The organism is Streptomyces sp. CRN 30 (genome assembly GCF_034105845.1).
Genome location: NZ_JAVRHI010000191.1, coordinates 1 through 6,365, shown reverse-complemented (window position 1 = coordinate 6,365; position 6,365 = coordinate 1). Strand labels below are relative to the sequence as shown.

Here is a 6,365-nt window from a genome sequence, read left to right as displayed (position 1 = left end):
CGGCCGGGCACGACGCGGACGCACGGGGGCGTCCGCGGGCGCGGGGCGCTTCCCGACCGTACGGGGCACGACGGGAGAGGGGCGGTCCACGCACCGGCCCACGCACCGGCCCACGCGCCGGTCCACGTGCAGGTCCGCGTGCAGGTCAGCGCGCCGATGGACCGCCGCCCCGCCGCCCCCGCCCGCTGCGGGCGGTGCCTTCCCGGTGCGGGAGGGGCATGGTCATCCGGCCGTTCGGCTGTTGGAGCGGGCCTCCCTGGAGCACGATGGAGGGGCTGTCCGGCGTCGGACGGTGTGGAGTGGAGTGGGCCATGACCGAGAGCCTCCGGGTGCGGTGTCCGGGCTGCCGGCGTGAGCACCGGTACACGGCACCGGCCTATCCCTGCGCGTGCGGGGCGCCCGTCACCCCGCCGCTGGACCCGTTCGGCACCGCCACCGCGGTCACCCACCGCACCTGGGACGAGGACTGGATCACCGTGCGCTGCGAGGCCTGCGAGCGGGAGGACCAGTGGCCGCAGCCCGAGCTGGGCTGCCCTTGCGGCACCCTCGTGCGCGTGCCGGTCACGGTGACCTCCCGACCGCTGCGCGCGGGCGAGCGGCACGACACCGGTCCGCCCGGCAGACCGGACCCCTTCGGCCGCCGGCCCGGTCCGGGCCCCGGCGCCGGCTCCGGCGCACCCGCCGGCCGCACCGGCGCGCCCACCGGACGTCCGGGCACGATGGACGACGACCAGCCCGACCGGACCGTGGCCCTCCCCCGGCCCGCCTTCCACCCGGTCACCATCCGCACGGCGCGCGACGCGGTCACCGCGGCCGCCCTCTATCTGCGCTGGCTCGGTTACCGGGACATCCGGCGGGCGGACCAGCGGCCGCCGTCCGGCATCGGGCTCGCCGCGCGGGGCGTGGTGGCCCAGGTGGACCCGACGGTGCGTCCCGCCTCACCGCGTGACGTGGAGTGCCTGTGGCTGACGGCGATGACGGAGTCGGCGGGGTGCGTGTACTTCTCCCTCGCGGGATACGACCCGGAGGCCCGCCACCGCGCCGACGCCCTGGGCATCGCCCTCTTCGTGCTGGACCTCACGGGCACGCCCCAGCCGGTCAACGGCCCGGCGAACGAACTGCTCACCAGCGGGGCGTGAGCCGCCCTGTCTCCCCCGGCTCTCATCCGGGCGCCCGGGACATCGGCGCGACAGCCGCGCGCCGGCGCGCCGATACTCCCTCCCATGCACACCCCGCGGATCCGCACCGCCACCCCTGACGACCTGCCCGCCCTCCGGGACCTGGAGCGTGCCGCCGGCGCCTGTTTCCGGGACCTCGGCATGGACGCCGTCGCCGACGACGAGCCGCCGGCGCTCGAGGTGCTCGAGGGCTTCCGTCGCGCCGGGCGCGCCTGGGTCGCCGTCGACCGGGACGACCGCCCGCGCGCGTACTGCCTCTGCGCGCCCGTCGACGGCGCCCTGCACGTCGAGCAGGTGTCGGTGCACCCTGCCGTCGCCCGCCGGGGCGTGGGCCGGGCCCTCCTCGCGCACGCCGCGGACCGCGCCCGCGCCGAGGGCCTGACCGCCCTGACGCTGACCACCTTCACGGAGGTCCCGTGGAACGCGCCGTACTACGCGCGTCTGGGCTTCCGCACCCTCACCGCGGCCGAACTCACCGAAGGGCTGCGCACCCTCCGTGCCGAGGAGGCGGCGCACGGCCTGGACCGCTGGCCCCGGGTCTGCATGCGCCGTGACCTGACGGCGGACCCGACGCCGGTGGACCGGGCGCCGGCGAACGGCTGACCGCACGCCCCGAGGATCACCGGAAGTCCTCCTCGCGGTACTCCGCGTCGGAGCCCGCCGCCGTCGCCTCCCGCAGCTCGATCCGCCGGATCTTGCCGGACACCGTCTTGGGCAGCGCCCCGAACTCCAGGCGGCGCACGCGCTTGTACGGCGCGAGGGTCAGCCGCGCGTGCTCGAAGAGCACCTTCGCCGTGCCGGGGCCCGGCTCCCAGCCCTCGGCGAGCACGATGTACGCCTTCGGGACGGCCAGCCGCAGCTCGTCCGGCGCGGGCACCACCGCCGCCTCGGCCACCGCCTCGTGCTCCAGCAGGGCGCTCTCCAGCTCGAAGGGGCTGATCTTGTAGTCGCTGGCCTTGAAGACGTCGTCGGCGCGCCCCACGTAGGTGATGCGGCCCTCCTCGTCGCGCACGCCGATGTCGCCGGTGCGGTAGTAGCCGCCGGCCATGACCTCGGCCGTGCGGTCGGGGTCGCCGTGGTAGCCGGTCATCACGCCCACGGGGTGGTCGGAGAGGTCGACGGCGATCTCGCCCTCCCGGACGCCCGCCGCGCCCGACACCGGGTCGAGGAGCTCGATGGTGAAGCCGGGGCTGGGGCGCCCCATGGAGCCCGTCCTGAGCTCCTGGCCGGGACTGTTGGAGACCTGGACGACGGTCTCCGTCTGCCCGAAACCGTCCCGGACGGTGACCCCCCAGGCCTCGCGGACCTGGTCGATGACCTCGGGGTTGAGCGGCTCACCGGCGGCGACGGCCTCGCGCGGGGGGTTGCGCAGCTGGGTCAGGTCGGCCTGGATGAGCATGCGCCACACGGTGGGCGGGGCACAGAAGGTGGTGACGCCCGCGCGGTCCATCTCGGTCATCAGGCGGACGGCGTCGAAGCGGGTGTAGTTGTGCAGGAAGACGGTGGCCTCGGCGTTCCAGGGGGCGAAGAGGTTGGACCAGGCGTGCTTGGCCCAGCCCGGTGAGGAGATGTTGAGGTGGACGTCGCCCGGCTGCAGGCCGATCCAGTACATGGTGGCGAGGTGGCCGACGGGGTACGAGACATGGGTGTGCTCGACCAGCTTGGGGCGGGCCGTGGTGCCCGAGGTGAAGTAGAGCAGCAGGGGATCGCCGGCGTTGGTGGGGCCGATGGGCGTGAACGCGGCGGGTGAGCCGTACGCCTCCTCGTAGGACCGCCAGCCCTCCGGTGCCCCGCCGACCGCGATGCGGGTCCAGCGACCGGGCACGCCGTCGAACTTGGCGGTGTCCTCGGCGCGGACGATCACGTGCCGTACCCGTCCGCGTTCGACCCGGTCGGCGAGGTCGGCGGTGCCGAGCAGCGGGGTGGCGGGGATGACGACGGCGCCCAGCTTCATGGCGGCGAGGGCGGTCTCCCACAGTTCGGTCTGGTTGCCGAGCATGACGAGGACGCGGTGGTCGGGGCGGACTCCCCGGTCACGGAGCCAGTTCGCCACCCGGTCCGAGCGGGCGGACATCTCGGCGAAGGAGACGCGGGTCTCGCTGCCGTCCTCCTCCACGATGTGCAGGGCGGTCCGGTCGTTGCCGTGTGCGATGACGTCGAACCAGTCGAGTGCCCAGTTGAAGTACTCGGGGCGCGGCCAGGTGAAGTCCCGGTGGGCCGTGGCGTAGTCCTCACGGTGCGCCAGCAGGAAGTCCCGGGCCGCCCGGAACTGTGCCGTGGCGCTCGTGCTCACCGCCATATGTCCTCCTCGTCGCCGGACGGGTCCCGGACATCGTGTAACGGGTGACGCGGGTCTCACCAGCCCCCGGACGGGGGTGGAACCGCGGGGGAAGGCGGGCGCCCTGCGGCGGTGGCGTGGAGGGCGCCGGGGTGCGGGGCGGTCACGGCAGCCGACACGAATGACATATTCATGCACGAGTCCCGTGAATTGTTCCATGCCGGGACCGCCTTACCGCGTCTGTTGTTCTCCTCACCAGGCCTTCGCCCCGGAATTCAAAGTGCCGTTGCCTAATATTGGCCCGAACACGACACGAGGGGAGCGGTGACCGTGCGACGGGACCTCGGAGAGCCTGGCAGGCCGCGCCCCGACCTGGTCATCGGCCGGGAGGAGCTGCTGGGCGGGGCGCGTGAGCAGCTGGCGCGCGGCGGCAGCGTCGTCGTACGCGGACCCGCCGGAATCGGTAAATCGACCCTTCTGCGCACGTTGGCCGCGGAATACGCCGACGAAGCACGGACGGTGCTGCGCTGCGCGGCCACCGAGTCCGAATCCCATCTGCCGTTCCTGGCGCTGGCCGATCTGCTCGGCCTGGTCGCGGACGAGGTGTCCGACCAGCTGCCCGCCCCGCAGCGGGACGCCCTGGAGTCGGCGCTCACCGGCCGTGGCGAGTCCACCCTCCAGCGCGACGGCCTCGCCCTGCGGCTGGCCGTGCTGTCGACCCTGCGCGCCCTCGCCGCCAGGGGTCCCGTCCTGATCGTCGCCGACGACCTCCAGTGGCTGGACTCGGCCAGTGCCGAGCTGCTGGGGTTCGCCGCGCGTCGGCTCGGGGAGCTGCCGGTCCGGATGCTCTGCGCCGTACGCGCCGAGACGGAGACCGGTGGGTCCGCGCAGGACCGGTATCTACGCGCGTTGCCCCCGGACACCCTGACCGTCCGTGTCGCCCCGCTCACCCTGGCGCAGGTGGCCGAGCTGCTCGCGCACCACGGCCACACCGACCTGTCCCGCTCCACGGTGCGGGACATCCACCGCACCAGCGGCGGCAACCCGCTGTTCGCGCTGGAGCTCGGCCGGGCCCTCGCCGAGAGCCCGACCCCGCCGCGCCCCGGGGAGCCGCTGCCCGTGCCGACCTCGCTGCGGGCGCTGGTGCTGCACCGGCTGGAGATGCTGTCCGCCGGGGCCCGCCGCACCCTGCTGGTCGCGAGCGCCGGCGCGCGCCCCACGCTGGCCCTGCTGCACGCGGCCGGCCGGGAGAACGCCGAGGCGGAGACCGCGCAGGCGGTCGAGCTCGGCCTGCTCGCCCCCGAGCGGGAGGGGCCGGGCGTACGGTTCGCGCATCCCCTGGTGTCGGCCGCCCTGTACGCGGAGGCCGGCGCGGCGGAGCGGCGCGCGGCCCACGCCGCGCTGTCCACGGCCGCCTCCGACCCCATCGAACGCGCCCGGCACCTGGCCCTCGCCACCACCGGCACGGACCCCGTGGTCGCGGCGGGGCTCGGTGAGGCCGCGGCCGCGGCGCGGGACCGGGGCGCGCCCTCGGTCGCCGCGGAGCTGAACCTGCTCGCCGCCCGGCGCACCCCCGCGGACGCCGACCCCGGACCGGACGGGCGGCGGCTGCAGGCGGCCGAGGACGCGCTGACCGCGGGCGGGCACGACCTCGCCCGGGACATCGCCCGGGACGTGCTGGCCCGGGCCACCGAACCCGCGGACCGGGTGCGGGCCTGGATCGTGGTCATCGAGGCGGCGGGGCAGTCCATCGCCGAGGTCGACGCCGTCTTCCCGCAGGCCCTCGCGGACGCGGGCGACGAACCCGGGCTGCTCGCGCTGGTCCACTACCAGCTCGCCTGGCGGGCGCTGGTGGTGGAGGGCGACTTCGCCGAGTGCCGTGCGGAGGCCGCGCACGCCGCCCGCCTCGCGGAGCGGGCCGGCGCCCGGCGCACCGAGCTGATGGCGCTCTCCCTGCAGGCCCAGACCGAGACCCTGATGGGGCACCCGGACGCGCCCCTCACCATCAAGCGGGCGCTGACGGAGCCGCAGGACGACGAGGTGGCGTGCCACCACAACGGCGCGGGCGCGGCCCGCTTCCGCTGGCTGGTGATGAGCGACCGGCTCGCCGAGGCCCGGACCACCATCACGGCGCTGCTGCGGGAGGTGCGGCGGCGCGGGATGGTCGAGAGCGAGGTGCACTTCCTGCGCGGGCTGGCCCAGACCGAGCTGCGTTCCGGGCACTGCGGCCGGGCCCTCGACCTGGCCCGGGAGAGCCTGCGCCTGGCCCGGGACTCGGGGATCGGCGAGGGCGCCTCGGCCATGCAGACCTCGCTCGCGGAGGCCTCGGGCGGCGATGTCGGCCGGGCCGCGGCGCTGGCCCGGGAGGCGGTGCTGCACGCCGAGCGGGACGGTGACCTGATGCACCTCTCGCTCGCCCTCGGGGCGCTCGGGCACGCCCAGTTGGTGGCCGGGGACGCGGCGGGCGCGGTGACGTCCCTGCGGCGGGTGCGGGAGCTGGAGGAGAGCCTGAAGGTCACCGATCCGGCGCGCGGGCGCCGCCAGGGCGACCTGGCGGAGGCGCTGGTGCGGATCGGCGAGCACGCGGAGGCCCAGCAGGTCATCGACGCCACCCGGGAGCGGGCGCTGCGACTGGGGCGGGAGAGCATGCTCGCCGTGCTGGACCGGGCGGAGGCACTGGTGCGGGCCGCACGCGGGGAGGTGGACGCGGCCGTACGGCAGTTGACGTCCGCCCAGGACCGGCTGGCCCGGCTCGGGCACGGCATGGAGGAGGCGCGGACCGCGTACGCCCTGGCCGGGCTGCGCACCGACCGGCCCGGTCCGGCGGCCTACGAGGAGGCGGTGCGGCTGCTGCGCCGCTGTCGCGCCCTGCCCTGGCTGCACCAGGCCGAGCAGGCGGCCGCCGCTCC

General features: G+C 75.7%; 4 protein-coding genes. 3 read left to right on the top strand and 1 reads right to left on the bottom strand.

All coding sequences use genetic code 11. The features are described from left to right. Positions 1–311: 311 nt before the first annotated feature. The gene (locus tag UW392_RS20060; RefSeq protein ID WP_320776418.1) at positions 312–1,139 is read left to right on the top strand and encodes a hypothetical protein; all 828 of its coding nucleotides are present in this window, start codon (positions 312–314) and stop codon (positions 1,137–1,139) included. A gap of 84 nt (positions 1,140–1,223) precedes the next feature. Beyond that, positions 1,224–1,781 (top strand): GNAT family N-acetyltransferase, encoded by a 558-nt coding sequence (locus UW392_RS20055; RefSeq protein WP_320776417.1) that lies wholly within the window; start codon positions 1,224–1,226, stop codon positions 1,779–1,781. Between the two features lie 16 nt (positions 1,782–1,797). Here the strand turns inward: UW392_RS20055 and UW392_RS20050 are convergent, their stop codons facing one another. Then, positions 1,798–3,477 carry an AMP-binding protein gene (locus UW392_RS20050; protein ID WP_320776416.1) on the bottom strand — a complete coding sequence of 560 codons (1,680 nt, stop codon included), beginning with the start codon at positions 3,475–3,477 and terminating at the stop codon, positions 1,798–1,800. A 303-nt stretch (positions 3,478–3,780) separates the two neighbouring features. Here UW392_RS20050 and UW392_RS20045 point away from each other — a divergent pair. Then, positions 3,781–6,365, top strand: a 2,585-nt coding sequence (locus UW392_RS20045; RefSeq protein WP_320776415.1) for an ATP-binding protein, incomplete at its 3' end; no start/stop codon positions are given.

What these genes read in the sequence shown, in the direction of transcription:
- UW392_RS20060 (WP_320776418.1), top strand. Translation starts at nt 312, where the DNA reads ATGACCGAGAGCCTCCGGGTGCGGTGTCCGGGCTGCCGGCGTGAGCAC.
- UW392_RS20055 (WP_320776417.1), top strand. Translation starts at nt 1,224, where the DNA reads ATGCACACCCCGCGGATCCGCACCGCCACCCCTGACGACCTGCCCGCC.
- UW392_RS20050 (WP_320776416.1), bottom strand. Translation starts at nt 3,477, where the DNA reads ATGGCGGTGAGCACGAGCGCCACGGCACAGTTCCGGGCGGCCCGGGAC.